Origin of the sequence: Acinetobacter sp. ACNIH3, assembly GCF_002918965.1 — a bacterium.
Lineage (GTDB): Bacteria > Pseudomonadota > Gammaproteobacteria > Pseudomonadales > Moraxellaceae > Acinetobacter > Acinetobacter schindleri.
The window spans coordinates 28,620-44,770 of the sequence record NZ_PQLP01000007.1 but is presented as its reverse complement, the minus strand read 5'-3'; the positions used below and the strand labels follow the sequence as shown (position 1 = coordinate 44,770).

The 16,151-nt window shown below is 40.9% G+C and carries 13 protein-coding genes; 8 read left to right on the top strand and 5 right to left on the bottom strand.

Features of this window, described 5'->3' with window-relative positions; all coding sequences use genetic code 11:
* Nucleotides 1-193: 193 nt before the first annotated feature.
* A complete protein-coding gene (locus C3420_RS05235; protein WP_076753900.1) occupies nt 194-574 on the top strand; it encodes a hypothetical protein in 381 nt (126 codons plus the stop codon).
* A 55-nt stretch (nt 575-629) separates the two neighbouring features.
* Here the strand turns inward: C3420_RS05235 and C3420_RS05230 are convergent, their stop codons facing one another.
* The gene (locus tag C3420_RS05230) at nt 630-1,124 is read right to left on the bottom strand and encodes an Lrp/AsnC family transcriptional regulator (RefSeq protein WP_004815034.1); all 495 of its coding nucleotides are present in this window, start codon (nt 1,122-1,124) and stop codon (nt 630-632) included.
* Nucleotides 1,125-1,238: 114 nt separating this feature from the next.
* On the opposite strand from C3420_RS05230, the gene C3420_RS05225 reads away from it, so the two are divergent.
* The 5 genes from C3420_RS05225 (at nt 1,239) to C3420_RS05200 (ending at nt 8,633) form a co-directional block, all read left to right on the top strand.
* Nucleotides 1,239-1,844 (top strand): LysE family translocator, encoded by a 606-nt coding sequence (locus C3420_RS05225; RefSeq protein WP_048882434.1) that lies wholly within the window; start codon nt 1,239-1,241, stop codon nt 1,842-1,844.
* Between the two features lie 556 nt (nt 1,845-2,400).
* The gene (locus C3420_RS05220; RefSeq protein ID WP_004815037.1) at nt 2,401-3,153 is read left to right on the top strand and encodes an electron transfer flavoprotein subunit beta/FixA family protein; all 753 of its coding nucleotides are present in this window, start codon (nt 2,401-2,403) and stop codon (nt 3,151-3,153) included.
* A gap of 18 nt (nt 3,154-3,171) precedes the next feature.
* Nucleotides 3,172-4,104, top strand: coding sequence for an electron transfer flavoprotein subunit alpha/FixB family protein (locus C3420_RS05215; RefSeq protein ID WP_071320340.1), 933 nt, complete (start codon nt 3,172-3,174; stop codon nt 4,102-4,104).
* Between the two features lie 1,069 nt (nt 4,105-5,173).
* Complete coding sequence (gene gyrA, locus C3420_RS05205) at nt 5,174-8,149, top strand: DNA gyrase subunit A (protein WP_103799924.1); 2,976 nt, start codon at nt 5,174-5,176, stop codon at nt 8,147-8,149.
* Between the two features lie 67 nt (nt 8,150-8,216).
* The gene (locus tag C3420_RS05200; protein WP_008302383.1) at nt 8,217-8,633 is read left to right on the top strand and encodes a DUF4878 domain-containing protein; all 417 of its coding nucleotides are present in this window, start codon (nt 8,217-8,219) and stop codon (nt 8,631-8,633) included.
* Between the two features lie 25 nt (nt 8,634-8,658).
* Here the strand turns inward: C3420_RS05200 and C3420_RS05195 are convergent, their stop codons facing one another.
* Genes C3420_RS05195 through C3420_RS05180 form a run of 4 tightly spaced genes read right to left on the bottom strand, consistent with a single transcriptional unit; the run spans nt 8,659 to nt 13,440 of the window.
* Nucleotides 8,659-9,753, bottom strand: a complete 1,095-nt coding sequence (locus C3420_RS05195) for an ABC transporter permease (protein ID WP_103799923.1) — start codon at nt 9,751-9,753, stop codon at nt 8,659-8,661.
* Nucleotides 9,750-10,880 (bottom strand): ABC transporter permease, encoded by a 1,131-nt coding sequence (locus C3420_RS05190; protein ID WP_103799922.1) that lies wholly within the window; start codon nt 10,878-10,880, stop codon nt 9,750-9,752. The genes C3420_RS05195 and C3420_RS05190 overlap by 4 nt, the downstream gene beginning before the upstream one ends.
* Nucleotides 10,880-11,965: an HlyD family secretion protein gene (locus C3420_RS05185; RefSeq protein WP_076753893.1), complete on the bottom strand. Its 1,086-nt coding sequence runs from the start codon at nt 11,963-11,965 to the stop codon at nt 10,880-10,882. The genes C3420_RS05190 and C3420_RS05185 overlap by 1 nt, the downstream gene beginning before the upstream one ends.
* Before the next feature lie 11 nt (nt 11,966-11,976).
* Complete coding sequence (locus tag C3420_RS05180; RefSeq protein ID WP_103799943.1) at nt 11,977-13,440, bottom strand: TolC family protein; 1,464 nt, start codon at nt 13,438-13,440, stop codon at nt 11,977-11,979.
* A gap of 414 nt (nt 13,441-13,854) precedes the next feature.
* On the opposite strand from C3420_RS05180, the gene C3420_RS05175 reads away from it, so the two are divergent.
* Nucleotides 13,855-14,481: a hypothetical protein gene (locus tag C3420_RS05175; RefSeq protein ID WP_228145418.1), complete on the top strand. Its 627-nt coding sequence runs from the start codon at nt 13,855-13,857 to the stop codon at nt 14,479-14,481.
* Between the two features lie 145 nt (nt 14,482-14,626).
* Entirely contained in the window at nt 14,627-15,709 is a 1,083-nt protein-coding gene (serC, locus tag C3420_RS05170; protein ID WP_005222827.1) for a 3-phosphoserine/phosphohydroxythreonine transaminase, read from the top strand.
* The last annotated feature ends 442 nt before the right edge of the window (nt 15,710-16,151 follow it).

Genomic DNA, 16,151 nt, shown 5'->3' with positions numbered 1-16,151 from the left:
TATTAAAAATATAAGTTGGCATAAAAATTTCATAAAGAATATTTATGCTGAGAGAAATAGAATGACCATGCAGATTATTTCACTATGGTCTTATTCGCGAAAAGCTAAAATTCAGGTATAACAAAAGAACAGAATTTAAGCTACAAAACAGGGTATGGCTGAAAAGAATTCAGCCTGACAGGACTGGAAGTATATGGGCACAGAAATTATTGTAGATATACAACAAAAATATGATCTTTTAAGCGAAGCACAAAAAGAAATTTTTGCAGGTTATGGTCTGCGCCAGATCAAACATTTTGTGGAAATCAGTCTGCCAAATATTGAAGCATCGTTACCTGAAGGTGCTCATGTGCAGGGAATTAATACAGATGGTAAGGTTCAAGCCTATAATCCTGATAGCCATCAATACTATATCTGGATTTCAGACTTGCAATGGCAAGCGACTACTCGTGCGACCCAGGCAGTGGACTTAAAAGAAGATGCCATCGAAATCTGGAAGATCTTTGATTTAAAATCTTATGAACTGATTGACCTCAGTCATGTGCACCGTGACTTTCTGGACAGTCGTGTTTAAAACTGATCTTCAGTAAAAAAGGACGATATCAATCGTCCTTTTTATTTGGCCAATATTAAAGATCATCTAAAGGTAGTTGAAAACTCTGCTTGATAATCTGACTCGGTAAATCGGTTTTGACACTGGTAATCCCATTCTTTTTAGTTAAATGCGTAGACTGGAATTTACGATAACTTTCCAGATCGGGCACCACTACTTTGAGCATCGCATCACATTCACCCAAAATGATATAGCACTCCATCACTTGGGGCAGTTCCTTCATGGCTTCAATAAAGGTGTCAATCGTTTCAGCATCCTGACCCACTAGCCAGATACGAGAAAATAAAATCAGCTGGAAACCAATCTTCTGCTGGTCCACGATCGTGGTATAGCTCTGGATTACCCCCGCATCTTCAAGCAGTTTTACCCGACGCAAACACGAAGAAGGCGAAAGACCAATTTCACGTGCCAGATCGTTATTCTGAATCCGGCCATTGGCTTGCAAGTGTTGAATGATATTTTTGTCAATACGATCGAGTTTTACTCGAATAGACTTGGAAGATATCTTCATAAAATAGAATAATATTCTAAAAATAATTCATATTATAAAATAAATTGAAAGCCTATTTTGTAAATAATCGCAGATACTAATTTCACTTTCCGACATGTACAGAGGAACAAGGAAATGTCTGTATTTGCACTTTTTGCACTGACTGTGCTTCCCCTTATTTTTACACCGGGACCAGATATGCTATTTATCCTGTCTCAAGTGATGGGTAAAGATGCAAAAGCAGGCATGATGGCGACTATTGGGGTATGTTGCGGTTATCTGGTGCATTCGATTCTGGTGGCGTTAGGAATTGCAGCAATTATTATGTCTTTTCCAGTGCTGTTTGAAACCATTCGCTGGTTAGGAATTGCTTATCTGTTATTTCTGGCATTTAGTCTGGTGAAATCGGTATTTAGCAAAAATACGTTGATCATTGAAAAGAAATCATCCAGCAATCCGGTACAAAAAGGCTTCATTACTGCGTTACTGAATCCGAAAGGCATGCTGATTTACTTTGCAATCCTGCCGCAGTTTATAGATAAAAGTGGGAATACGGTGAGCCAGGGTTTGATTCTGTCTTTTATCTTTATTGCCATGATCTTTGTAGTGTATTGTGCTTTAAGCCTTTTATTTGCTCGACTTACCCGTTCGGCTCAGATTGATGAACGTAAGCAAAAGTGGATTGATGGGACTTCAGGTGGTTTATTGGCACTCGCTGCTTCATGGCTAATCATTAATTAATGAGCTATAAAATTCACCAATGTTCATCAAATAAGTCATACATTCGTTTTAAAAATTTAAAAGCACGTGATCACAGCGTGCTTTTTTAATATATTTCCTTATAAAAATTATTTTCTGCTATTTCATTGATCTATTTATAAGTAAGAGGGAATTTTGACCAAATCTGGAAGAATGAATCGAACCCATCACCATATGTCAGAAATGACAGATTTAGATAGGAGTAATTTGTATTCTTTATAATAATAGTGACAAGAAATGAAATTAAATTTTATAAAATAGATCAAATCTTTTGATGTGCATAATCAAATAAAAAGATACTAAAAATCAATAGTTAAATTTTAAATAAAATGATGAGAATTTGTTCTGTATAAATGTCAAATCTTGAAATGTGAACGCATCGTTCAAGGAAAATTACGCATTTTTACAGCTCTTTGCTGAATTGTGACTTGACCGAAATGCCGAACGCATTGCAAGATAGGGCACCTAAAAAAATTTAAGTGAAGAGTTATTATAACTTTTCTAAATATTTACATTTGCTAAAACAGCCGAGGATTACATGAAGGCTCTTGTTGCTGTAAAACGTGTGGTTGATGCCAACGTTAAGGTTCGCGTTAAGCCGGACAACAGTGGTGTTGACTTAACAAACGTTAAAATGTCAATTAACCCATTCTGTGAAATCGCAGTGGAAGAAGCGGTTCGTTTAAAAGAAAAAGGAACTGTTTCAGAAATCGTTGTTGTTTCTATTGGTCCTAAAGAAGCTCAAGAACAAATCCGTTCTTCTATGGCTCTTGGTGCTGACCGCGGTATCCTGGTTGAAGCTGATGACAGCCAATTAGGTGCGTTAGAAGTAGCGAAAATTCTTAAAGGTGTTGTTGAAGCTGAACAACCACAATTGATCCTTCTTGGTAAGCAAGCAATTGATGACGACTCTAACCAGGTTGGTCAGATGCTTGGTGCACTTCTAGGTGCAGGCCAGGGTACTTTTGCTTCTGAAGTGAAAGTTGAAGGCGACAAAGTACAAGTGACTCGTGAAATCGACGGTGGTTTACAAACTGTTGAATTGAACTTGCCAGCAATCATTACCACTGACTTACGTTTGAACGAGCCACGTTATGCTGCTCTTCCAAACATCATGAAAGCGCGTAAAAAACCGCTGGATACCAAGTCACCTGCAGATTTCGGTGTAACCACTACAACTAAACTGAAAACAGTAAAAGTTGAATCTCCTGCAGAGCGTAAAGCTGGTGTACAAGTGAAGTCTGTAGACGAGCTTGTAGAAAAATTGAAAAACGAAGCGAAAGTGATCTAATACAGAAGGATAAAAATCATGAGTATTTTAGTTATCGCTGAGCACGACAACAAAGCATTAAACGCTGCTACTTTAAACGTTGTTGCTGCGGCGCAAAAAATCGGTGGTGATATCACTGTATTGGTTGCTGGTTCTGGCGCTCAAGCAGTTGCTGACCAAGCGGCTAAAGTTGCTGGCGTAAGCAAAGTATTGCTTGCAGATGATGCTGCTTATGCAAACCAGTTGGCTGAAAACGTAGCGAAACTGGTTGCTGAATTGGGCAAAGGCTATAGTCATATTCTTGCTGCTTCTACCACGACTGGTAAAAACATCCTGCCACGTGCAGCTGCATTACTAGACGTAAGCATGATCACAGACATCATTGCTGTTGATTCTGCAAACACATTCAAGCGTCCGATCTATGCAGGTAACGCGATTGCAACTGTAGAATCTTCTGAATCAGTTGTTGTTGCAACTGTTCGTGGTACTGCATTCGATCCAGTTGCTACTGAAGGTGGTTCTGCTGCTGTTGAAGCTGCTACAGCGACTGGTGATGCTGGTATTTCTAAGTTCATTAACGAAGAAATCGTTAAATCTGAACGTCCAGAATTAACAGCCGCTCGTATCGTTGTTTCTGGTGGTCGTGGTGTTGGTTCTGGTGAGAACTATCACAAAATCCTTGATCCACTTGCAGACAAACTGGGTGCAGCTCAAGGCGCATCTCGTGCAGCTGTTGACGCAGGCTTCGTTCCTAACGATATGCAGGTTGGTCAAACTGGTAAGATCGTTGCGCCTGACCTGTACATCGCTGTAGGTATCTCTGGTGCGATCCAGCACTTGGCAGGTATGAAAGAATCTAAAGTGATCGTTGCGATCAACAAAGATGAAGAAGCTCCAATCAATGCTGTCGCTGACTACTGGTTAGTAGGTGACTTGAACACTGTTATTCCAGAATTAGTATCTAAAATCTAATTCCTGAATACAGTTTAAAAAGACGCTCTTGCGTGAGCGGTAAGTGAATACTTACTGCTCTGTTCAGGGGCGTTTTTTATTTATAATGAGAAATGAATAAAATAATAATGAAAGTTTCTATATTGCCTGTATATCAGCCTTTAATCGAAAATGCTCGATTTTATCGATTGTTTTGTTCAACTCTAATACTATTCATTCTTGCTGTATCGGCTTATTTGATCATCTTAATACAGATCGCTGGACTATGGCTTATTTTTTGCTGCCTGTAGTTTTGTAGGGTTTATCCATCTGATCTATTTTAATGCGCTTTCAGATGTGCAGGTACTTGCGAAAGCAGAGCAATGGATCGAGCTTAATAATCAGCGATTTCAGAACAGTGCTTATGGTATCCAAGGCGATGCGCTGATGATATTGGCGCCTATTTTTCCTTTTGTATTATCTACGTGGTTGTTATATGGATGTTCTAAATTATTTAAAAATTAAGTATGAAAATTTGAATAATGATTAGAAAATTGGACTGAAAATAAAGATTGGATATGTTGCTTTTGGCGCTTAATAGGGCAGATATTAAGCGAGCTTTAGAAGATTTAAAAGTAATACTAATATTCATATTTTAATTTACTTGCCGGTTTAGCGGCGTCTTCCTGTGAACTTTGATGATCTGTTACCCTGACGCATGCTGGTGATATTGATTGTCGTCCAGTATTTAATTACCTAGCCATTGATGCAGCTGGATTGCACGCAGGAAAATCTTCTTTGTATACTTGATCAAGAAAGAAACAGGGGATTCAGTACAAGATATTTCCGTGTATAAAATGCGATAATTCAAGCTAAGAATGAACCTCTGTGTGCAGAGGTTTTTTTATGCGTTAAAAATTGTGAAGTGGTTAAAATTTCTACTAAAAATCCTTTGGATAGTTGGGTCTGAAACGGCTTAATTTAGCCTGATTTATGCTATACTGTCCGACTGAATTTTAAATATTGGTTCAGCGTTTTTTGAACCAATTTATAGCTGGATTTACGACATATAAATACAGGTCAAACAGGGCCTGTAGAATAAGGAGTATGCATGAGCGTATCGGAAATTAGACCGATTGCCATTGAGGATGAACTTAAAAGCTCATATCTCGATTATGCGATGAGCGTGATTGTGTCACGTGCATTGCCAGATGTACGAGATGGTTTAAAACCGGTTCATCGTCGTGTGCTTTTCGCAATGCACGAATTAGGCAATGACTATAACAAAGCATATAAAAAATCTGCACGTGTAGTCGGTGACGTGATCGGTAAATATCACCCGCATGGTGATTCTGCCGTTTATGAAACGATTGTCCGTATGGCACAAGACTTTAGCTTGCGTTACCAGTTGGTTGATGGCCAGGGTAACTTCGGTTCTGTCGATGGTGATAGTGCAGCGGCAATGCGTTATACCGAAGTACGTATGCGTAAGCTGACCCATGAGCTCCTTGCTGATCTTGAAAAAGATACAGTGGAATGGGAAGACAACTACGACGGTTCTGAGCGCATTCCACAAGTCATGCCGACGCGTATTCCTAACCTGTTGATTAATGGTGTTGCCGGTATTGCCGTAGGTATGGCGACCAATATGGCACCGCATAACATGACTGAAGTCATCAATGCGTGTTTAGCCTATGCCAATGATCCAAATATCAGCATTGAAGGGCTGATGGAACATATTTCAGGTCCAGATTTCCCTACTGGCGGTATTATTTACGGTAAATCGGGTATTGTAGATGCCTACCGTACCGGTAAAGGCCGTTTGCATATCCGTGGTAAATACCACATCGAAGAAGATGCCAAAACTGGTCGTAGCACGATTGTATTCACTGAAATTCCTTATCAGGTCAACAAAGCGAGAACCATTGAGCGTATTGCTGAGCTAGTGAAAGAGAAAAAACTCGAAGGAATTTCTGAACTTCGTGACGAATCTGATAAAGAAGGGATGCGTATTGCGATTGACCTGAAGCGTGGTGAAAACGCTGAAGTGATCGTGAACAATCTATTCCAGAATACCCAGTTAGAAAACTCATTCAGCATCAACATGGTTTGTCTGGATAATGGACAACCGAAGCTGATGAACCTGAAAGACATCATTGCGGCATTTATCCGTCACCGTCAGGAAGTCGTGACACGTCGTACCATGTTTGAGTTACGCAAAGCGCGTGAACGTGGTCATATCCTGGAAGGTTTGACAGTTGCGCTTGCAAATATCGATCAGATTATTGAAACCATCAAAACTTCTGCAAACCCGGCTGAGGCGCGTGAGCGTTTACAAGCGGGCGAGTGGGCAGCAGGCGGTGTAGCAGCATTACTTGAAAAAGCAGGCGCGGTTTCTGTACGTCCTGACGAAATTGAAGGTGAAGATCCTAGCCGTCCATTCGGTATTGATGGCGATATCTATCGTTTATCACCGACCCAAGTGAATGCGATCATGGAACTGCGTTTGCATCGACTGACTGGTCTTGAACAAGATAAGCTGCAAGCTGAATATTCTGAAATTCTTGCGCAAATTGCTGAATATACTGCCATCTTGAATGACTTTAATTTATTGATGAATGTCATTCGTGAAGAGCTTGCACTGATTCTTCAGCAGTATGGTGATGCACGTAAGACCGATATCGTTGAATCACGTATCGACTTCTCTCGTGAAGATTTGATTCCTGAAGAGCAAATGGTGCTGACAGTTTCAAAAACTGGTTATGCAAAAACTCAACCATTGTCTGACTACGCGGCTCAGCGTCGTGGCGGCCGTGGTAAGTCTGCAACCAGCATGAAAGAAGACGATTACATCCAGCATATGGTGGTTACTTCGAACCATGCAACCGTGCTTTGCTTCACCAATGTCGGTAAGGTTTACCGTCTGAAAGTCTACGAAGTACCACAAGCCTCTCGTGGTGCCAAAGGTCGTCCAATGGTGAACTTACTGCCACTAGATGATAACGAAACGATTACTGCAATCTTGCCAGTGATTGATGCACCGAAGAAATTCAAAGAACGTTTGGCAGACCTTAAAGTATTTGTAAAAGCTAATGCTGCCCAGCTGCAAAGCAACGAAGTGATCAACAGTCACTTTGCTGCATTAGAAGCTGCACTTGCTGAATCTGAAGAGGGTGCAGATGATATTTCTGATGCACTGCGTGTTCAGTTGAAAGAATTGGGCTTAGCGCTTTCAACCACTGATCTTGATGACGACATCATCAATGACTTTGCTCAGCAAGCTGAAGCTGTTCGCAAGAATTTCTATGTGTTTATGGCGACCGAGTACGGTACGATTAAACGTGTAGAACTGGAACAGTTCTCGAATGTTCGTTCAAACGGTTTGCGTGCGATTGAACTGAATGGCGATGACACCTTAATTGGTGTTGCGATTACTGACGGTGAACAGCAAATCATGTTGTTCTCGAACGAAGGTAAAGCCATTCGCTTTGCAGAAACTGATGTACGTTCAATGGGTCGTTCAGCCAAGGGTGTGCGCGGTATGCGTGTGACCATCGGTGCTTCGCAAGTTGAAGATGCAGAAGATGCAGAGGTTGAATCTGATGATGAAGATGCAACTGAAGCGAACTTCATTAGCCGTATCGTATCTCTGGTGGTGGTGCCTGAAACTGGTGAAGTACTGTGTGCCTCTGCAAATGGCTATGGTAAACGTACGCCTGTAGATGACTTCCCAACCAAAAAACGTGGCGGTAAGGGCGTGATTGCGATCAAGACCTCTGAACGTAACGGTGAGCTGGTGGGTGCAGTGGCAATTGATGCATCTAAAGAGTTGATGCTGATTTCTGATGGCGGCACACTGGTTCGTACCCGTGCATCTGAAGTGGCACAAACTGGCCGTAATGCACAAGGTGTTCGTCTGATCCGTCTGGCTGAAGATGAAAAACTGGTTGGTGTAGAAGCGATTGAAGCCGTTGAAGATGAAGAATTGGATGTATTGGAAGAAACAGAAGTTTCTGAAGATAATCTGGCTGAAACTCCTGAGGCTGTAGATGCGGCTCAAGATGGCGAAAATACAGCAGAAGACTAAGTCTTCAATTCTTATAAAAAGGGCGCTTCGGCGTCCTTTTTTACAGACTTTACTGGAAATGACCATGATGAAAACTAAATTGATGTCACTTGCTGGGCTAGCTCTTCTTGCCGGCTGTAGCACTACTGAGCAGGTAGCAGATCCAAGTACAGCCCAAGCCCAGGCAGCAGAAATTGCCTATAACGACTTGCGTGATGGTAAATATGAAGAATTTTTAAGTTATCTGGATCCGAAATTACAGCAGTATTTTCAGGAAAATCAGAAAACCATGAAGAAGTTTTCGCATTCCATTCCTGAAGGTGAGTATAAGTCTAAGACCTTGATGGTAAAAACTTTTGTTGAAAAATCAGGTCAACCAAGTGAATACAAGGTCAGCTATGAAATCGCTTATCCAAACAATCTGGTGCAATACGATGTCAGCTTTGACAAGCCCAACGGCAGCAGCAAAATCCAGAATTTTTATATCCGCGTATATGGGGAATAAGCTTTTAGCTTAACAGGGTTCAAGCTTATTTAATGCGTGGACATAGACGATAATAGCCTAAGCTAAAGCAAAAAATTCCAACAATCAGCAGATAGGCGAGTTTCCCTAAAATCATGCTGGTCGGTACGCCCATCTGATTCAGTTGAATAAACATCTGTAGGATCTGTGTGGAAGGCATGGCCTGTCCAAACATTTGCATCCAGACGGGCATCGCGGCATGCGGCCAGGCGACTCCGGACAGCATAAATAAGGGAATTGAGGTAAAGACAATAACATGTCCGGCACGCTCTGGCATATCCAGAAAACTGGCGAACAGGGTCGTGATGCCGATCATGCAGAATACAAAAACCGGAACAGCCAGCAGCATGCCCCAGAAATTCCCGCCACGTGGATAGTCAAACAACCAGAAGGTGAAACCAAACAGGTAGTAGCACCCCAGACAGCCAATGGTCAAAATTGCCAGACTGATTCCACATAAGGTCGTCAAATTGATCACCTGTTTATTTTCACGATACAGCGCAATCAACATGCTGAGCCCCAGAAAAATCGTCTGATGAATAATCAGTGGGGCAACCGCTGGAAATACATAGCTTCCATAGCCAGAAAGTGGATTAAATAGTGGAATCTGGTGAATCGATAGGGCAGGAGAGAAATGCGAAATTTCGCTAAAGCGTTCTGCATATTCACTTAAGGTATTTTCGACAGAACCAACCAGGCCTAAACCGATCTGTTTGGTAATGAGGAAATTCGCTGCACTTAAATACAGCCCAATCCCGCCATTCTCACCATGTCGAATGGATTGTGAAAGGTTGTCTGGTAATAACAAAATCCCGTCAGCCTTTTGAGCCTCTACCCACTGTTTGGCCTCCGTAAAATTTCCGGTGACTGCCTTGATCTGTACATTCGGGCTTTGGCTGACATGACTGATAATAGTAGTGGTTAAGTCGCTTTGCTCTTCATCGACAATAATAATGGGCAAGGCTTCGGCGTGTTCAGCTTTATATGCCATTGGATAGAAAAAGCTGTAAAACAGTACAGATAGGATTAACGTAGTAAAAATACTGGTATTGCTAACAATATCTTTAAAAGTTTTACAGAAAGCGGCCCAGAGTGCTTTCATGTGGACACTCCTTTCACTATTTTCTTTAAAAATACATAGGCCAGCACAGCATAAAGCACCACATAGGTAGTCAGTATGAATATTGGTTGAGCTGAGAGATATAAGGGACTACCAATCACCCATTGTTCAGTCTGTAATTTGGCATAAGGTGTATAGGGAATAATATTGGCCCAGAGCTGGGTAAACAGTGGTGCATTATTGAGAGGCAATGTGACACCGGCGAAGCTGAGCGATGAGCCACCATAGACTGCCAGCAAACCAAAAGATTTGCTTAGATCCTGCGTTGCCAGTACGACCGCGCTACTGATAAAGGCATAGGCACTATAGAATAGGACTTGTGCCAATAAAATCAGCCATAATGAACCAGCAATAAACCAGCCACGAAACTCCACCATCCACAGCATCCAGACCCAGGTCCAGAAACAGAAAATTGCGACATAGACCAGATTTTTAGACAGTAATGCTGACCAGAGATTTTGTCCATTAATCCAATGATTAAAAGTATGACGCTTGATTTCCTGTCCTACAGCAAATGCTACACAGCAGCACAATAACAAATGCAAAATTGCCGGAACCATATAAGGTTCCAGATAAAATTCATAATTTAATTGCGGGTTATACAGCGGGGAAATTTTAATATTAGGTGTCGGTACCTCCAGATAAGGTAGGGTATTACCCAGATACTGCCTGCCAGTAAATTCCGCCATTGCCTGAAGCGTGCTCAATAACATAGCCGAAGAAATGGTATTGCCAATACTAAAATAGCTCTGATTAAAGGCAATACTAATTTCAGCATCCTGGGCTGTGACTAATCGTTGTTCTGCGCCCGCAGGAATATGGATATAACCCCAGATTTTATTCTGATTCAGCAGTTTTTCTACTTCAATGGTCTGATCAGAAATGATATATATCTGTAGGGTATGATTTAGCGATAAATGATCATAAATCTGGGTACTCAGGCGGCTTTGATCCTGATCAATAATCGCAATCGCTAAATGATCGGGCTTGCCTTGAGCAAACATGCTGCCGAGTAAAATCAAAATGCAGGCAGGAGCAAGTACAACCAAGGCCAGATCCCATTTTTCCCTGAGTAAATAGCACAGTTCGCGCCGGATACCTGCCCACATTATTTTGAAGACTCTTGCAGCTTAAACAGCACACTCATGCCAACTTTCAGTTCAGGAATTGTAGTCGCTGGTACAAGGTGGACTTTGAAGCTGCGAATATCGTAGCCACCAGTCTGACGTGTGGTTTTAATGGTGGCAAATTCACCCTCAGCACTAATACTTTTTACTTTAAATATTGCGTTTTTATTAAGTGCCGGAATAAAACCTTCGAGCTGCTTTTGTTCACCTAGGGAAACATATTGGTCTTCACGAATATTCACACTGACCCAGCGTTCTGCCGAAATCAAACTGACCACAGGTACTGCGGTTGCAACCAGCTCAGAGAGATTGCCATAGGTTTTAGATACTGTACCATCAATAGGCGCCAGTAGTTCAGTCTCTGCTTCCAGGGCACTGGCTTCAGCGACTGCTGCACGGGCAATGTCGACCTGTGCATCTGCTGAAATTTTCTGTTCTGGGGTGCTGCCACGTTTAGCGCGGATATATTGCTGATAAGCAGCTTCAGTCATCTGGGAGGCAGACTGTGAGGCAGCAAATAGCTCATCTCGGCGTTGACGGGAAATTACACCTTCTTGAAACAGGTTTGCACCGCGCTGATAAGAGGTTTTTGCCAACTGTTCCTGTGCTTTGAGAGACTGCCAGTTGGCATACAGTGAAGCGACATTTTCTTCTTGTGATCCGCGTTCGGCTGTCGATTGTAAGGCTAAGGCAGATTGCAAGCTTGCTAATGCCTGCTGTTTTTTCGCTTCTATTTCAGGACTATGCAACTTAACTAATACCTGACCTTGCTTGACGTCATCACCTTCCTGCACATAAATTTTTTCAATCCGGCTTGGAACTTTGGTCGCGACCTGTACGGTTTCAGCCTCAACCCGACCTTGCAGTTCGATGTCTTTAGGCTGATAAGTTTTCCACAAGCCAAAGCCAATTAAAACCAGGATGACTGGAATCAGACCTAACAGCAGGTATTTCTTGGTAGATTTGTCCTGTTTAGTTTCAGCAGGACTTTCTTTGGGTGAATCGATGTGATTCATTTCTGAAGCCGGTTCATCAACAGGAAATTCTGGCTTTTGTTCATCAGTCATGTTTGGCTCCATTAACGAATATAGTGAGTATTGGCATGTTGCATATAGTCTGGAAATTCAGTAATTGAGCCATGGCTTTGCAATAAAGTGGCAAGTGACATGATGTATTTATAGGCATTCAGGGCCATTTCAGCTTTCAGGCCACTCAACATATTTTGCGCATCAATTACCTGAGTCGCGGTGCCAACATCTTCCTTAAAAGACAGTTCCTGAATACGCAGATTTTCTTGTGCTGCTTTCAGGTTTCGTTGTAATAACAGATCACTTTGCTGGGCGCTGACCGCCTCACTAAATGATTTATAAATCAGGCTCTCAATTTCCTGCTGGGTACGTGCCGTCATCAATTCTGCTGCATGGCGCTTCAGTTCGGCAGCCTGAATATTCTTGTTTTTATCAATGCCGGAAAATAAGTTATAACGTGCTGCAACGCCGACAATCCAGTTCTGGTTTTCATCCAAGCTATATTCACCAAAGACAAATACATTGGGTCTTTTTGTTGCCTGCTGGGCTTTAACATTGGCTTTGGCCAGCTCAGTATCCATTTTCATTTTTTTAATAAGCGGAGAGTTCTGGCTAAAACTGCTGAGCAGAATATTTACATTTTGAGGTTCAGCACGATTTACAAATAAAGGTGTGCTCAGTTCGGTAATATGGCTGTCCTGTAGAAAGTTATTCAGCTGGAATAAGGCAGCATTCAGATTCGCCTGAGTATTTTGTTGTGTTCGATCAGCATTGTTGCGCGCCACTTCAAACTGCATACGCTGACCCTTACTGATGAATCCCTGCTGTTCCATTTTCAGCGCATTACGGTAATGTTGCTGCATGGCATTTGAATTAAAACGTGTGGCTTCCAATAACTGTTTTTGCAGTTGCACATTAAAATAAGCCTGAATCAGTTCAAGGCGTTGTGTATCCTGCTGTTGCTGGTTGCTCAATTCACTGCGTCCCGCCTGAATACTGGCTATTTCTTTGGCACTACGGGTAAGTCCGCCGGTATAAAGTGGCATCATCACTGAAATAGTAGGGCGAATAACTTCATCTCTAAGTACAACATTGGATGAATCTGGAATTAAACCAACACCATCCTGAATAGGTTGCTTCAAGCTTTCTTTAAGCGGGTCGGCAATAGCCTGGTCTAAATTAAACTCATCAATTTTATTATTTAAGCCATTAGTAAGTGACTGCTCAAGGTTATTTTTAACAGCGCCTAAAGGAATGTCTAATTCATTACGAAAGGCATAAGCACGGACATTCAGATCAACCCGTGGCAGACCAATGCCTTTAACCGCTTCTGCTTCCAGGTTTGCAGCCTGTTCCAGATTCTGGAAAGCCTGACTGGTATAGGAACGTTGCAGCAGTTGTCGTTCTGCATCCTGAAAGCTCATAGTTTGTGCATAGGTAAAGCCGCCATACATCATGGATGCAAGTACAGACAGACCCCAGTAAACACATCGTTTATTTTTCTTCATATTCATAAAGTAGAGATGCAAAATCATATTAAATCAGTTTTATGGGCATTATAAATGAAGTGCTTGCAGGGCAGGAGAAAAGGAAAGTTGTAATAGTGTTGTAATCACGACTTATAGGAATCATTTATATAAGAAGCAAATTCTGTGGTTAATATCGAAATATATATTTTGTGTAAAATATAAACATAAATATTGAGATTGATTCTAAAAAATGGATAAAAAAACATTAGAAAATTTAGCAGAATTCATATGTGGAACAAATGAAGAAATATATCCGGTTTATCGAAAAGGTTCAGATCTAACTTCTTTTTTCATAGTGTAGGTATACCTGTTTATCATGATGGATCAACACGTGCTAAATGGGTATTTGAGCAACTTGTAAGTTGTAGTAAAAGTCAGCTAGCTGATGTTTTAAAAAGATTGGCTTCTCCAAAAGAATATAGTGGAAATCATTCAAAAGTAATAAGTGCATTAAGACTTCTTAACAAAATTTTGTATATAGAAGGCTTCGAAATTTATCTGGAAGAAATTGAACCCAAGTTTAAAAAAATACAAATAAATTTTAGTGAGAAGATTGAACCTGAATTCAAGCCAATCCCTAGACCCAATTTTCTAGTATTAGGTTTAGAACCTGGTGTAGGAAAAATTCTTGATTATAGATGGGACGAAATCCAACGTTGTATCGAAGCTGATGCTAATTTATCGGCGGTAATTCTTATGGGAAGCTTATTGGAAGGATTACTTTTAGGAGTAATTCATAAAAACATTAAGCTTGCTAATCAAGCATATTCAGCTCCTAAAACCCGAGAAGGAAAGGTTAAACCTTTTTCAGAATGGAAATTGAGTGAAATGATTGATGTTGCTCATTCATTAGGTTGGATTGAAATTGATGTAAAAAGATTCTCCCATTCTCTCAGAGAATTTAGAAATTTAATTCATCCTTATGAACATATGATATCGAATTTTAATCCTAATAAAGATACTACTAGTATTTCTTGGTTGGTTGTTCAGGCCGCTATAAACGATTTAACGAAAACTTTAAGTTAACAGTAGAAATTAAATTTATCCCTCGAATCTACATTGATTTTTTGACTCTATCTTCATTCATGGATTGAAATAATTTTGTGCAAGCTAAGCCCAGATATGGTTAAATGCCATCATTTTATTGTGTTTCACTCTGAAAGGAAAAATCATGCGCGCGTACAACTTCTGTGCTGGTCCTGCTGCATTACCTACTGCCGTTCTTGAAAAAGCTCAAGCTGAAATGCTCGACTGGCAGGGCAAGGGTCTTTCGATCATGGAAATGAGTCACCGTAGTGCAGACTACGTCGCAGTTGCTGAAAAAGCAGAAGCAGATCTACGCAAACTCATGAACATTCCTGAGAATTATAAAGTATTGTTCTTACAGGGTGGTGCATCGCTACAGTTCTCTGCAATTCCGTTGAACTTGTTGGGTAAAAACAACAAGGCTGACTATATCCATACTGGTATCTGGTCTGAAAAAGCACTAAAAGAAGCAAAACGTTATGGTGACATCAATGTCATTGAAGCAGGTACTAAAACTGCTGACGGTAAATTAGCGATTACTGAGCAAAGTACCTGGAACCTGTCAGATGATGCTGCTTATGTGCACTATGCAGATAACGAAACGATTGGTGGCCTGCAATTTGCCCATATTCCTGAAACTGACAAGCCATTGGTATGTGATTTCTCTTCAAGCATTTTATCTGCGCCAATCGATGTAACTAAATTTGGCCTGATCTATGCCGGTGCACAAAAGAATATTGGTCCTGCTGGTCTGACGCTGGTCATTATCCGTGAAGATCTATTGGATCAAGCGAAACCGGAAATTCCAAGCATCCTGAAATATGCAGATCAAGCGAAAAACGGCTCTATGGTGAACACTCCATCAACTTATGCCTGGTACCTGTCAGGGCTGGTATTTGAATGGTTGTTAGAGCAGGGCGGTGTAGACGCAATTTATAAAGCTAACCTCGCAAAAGCTGAACTGCTGTATGGTTATATCGACTCTAGCGATTTCTATGCAAACCCGATTGCCAAAGAAAACCGTTCAATGATGAACGTGCCATTTACTTTGGCGAAACCTGAACTGGAAAAACAGTTCCTGAAAGAAGCTGAAGAAAATCATCTGTTGAACCTTGCAGGTCACCGTTCAGTAGGTGGTATGCGTGCAAGTATCTACAATGCGGTTCCGCTTGAAGGTGTTCAGGCACTGGTAAAATTCATGGATGAGTTTGCAAAACGCAATGCTTAAATCCAGCATGCAAAAAACCCAGCTCAGGCTGGGTTTTTTTATCTTCCGATTCTGAAAATTAAAACACGAAAAGATGAAGTAGAAAGGCGCAGATCAGCATGCCCAAGGCAAAAAACAAGCATGACATCATGTCAATGTCATAGCTCGAGCGAAGATGATGCTCGACTTGATGTAAATTTTCTTCCTGTACGATTTTCATAGATATTATTGTCCGATCTATTTATCGTTAATTACTATTTGTTATGAGCATTTTTATCATAAAAAATTGGTTAAATAAAGTACATTCTTAATTTAACTGCATAAAGTTATTATTTTTTTCATCCATTAAATAAATCTACCTATTAATCCTGCAAAAGCAAGAAGCACTGTTTACAAGGTATTGCTAATATCATAAATAATATTCGTTATTTTAAAAAATGAATTTATTTGAATTTAAAATTGT